Genomic DNA, 267 nt, shown 5'->3' with positions numbered 1-267 from the left:
ATCTTTAATAATATTTCGGATTTCATTGAAATCTTTAGTAACAACCTTGTTATGTTCTTTCGCATCTCCGCCTAATACTACAGCAGTAAAGGTACTTTCTTCAAAAATATCTTTATACTGTCCACTTGTTTCAACGCTGTTATTCTTAAGTAAGGCTTTAAAAGCAGCTTGTACATCTTTGCTCTTAGATGTTGTTTCTAATTTTACATAAATCGTTCTACCATAAGCTACATTTGAAACCATAACAGGTGGAGCCGAATTATTTAC

General features: G+C 32.2%; 1 protein-coding gene. It reads right to left on the bottom strand.

Features of this window, described 5'->3' with window-relative positions; translation table 11 throughout:
• Positions 1-267 (bottom strand): thiol-activated cytolysin family protein (locus SB717_RS36440; protein WP_410907908.1); only part of this gene is annotated, 267 nt, incomplete at both ends.

The sequence above is a fragment of the Priestia sp. SIMBA_032 genome, assembly GCF_046535215.1.
GTDB lineage: Bacteria > Bacillota > Bacilli > Bacillales > Bacillaceae_H > Priestia > Priestia aryabhattai.
Note: the sequence above shows the minus strand (reverse complement) of the source record. Positions and strands in the feature narration are given on the sequence as shown.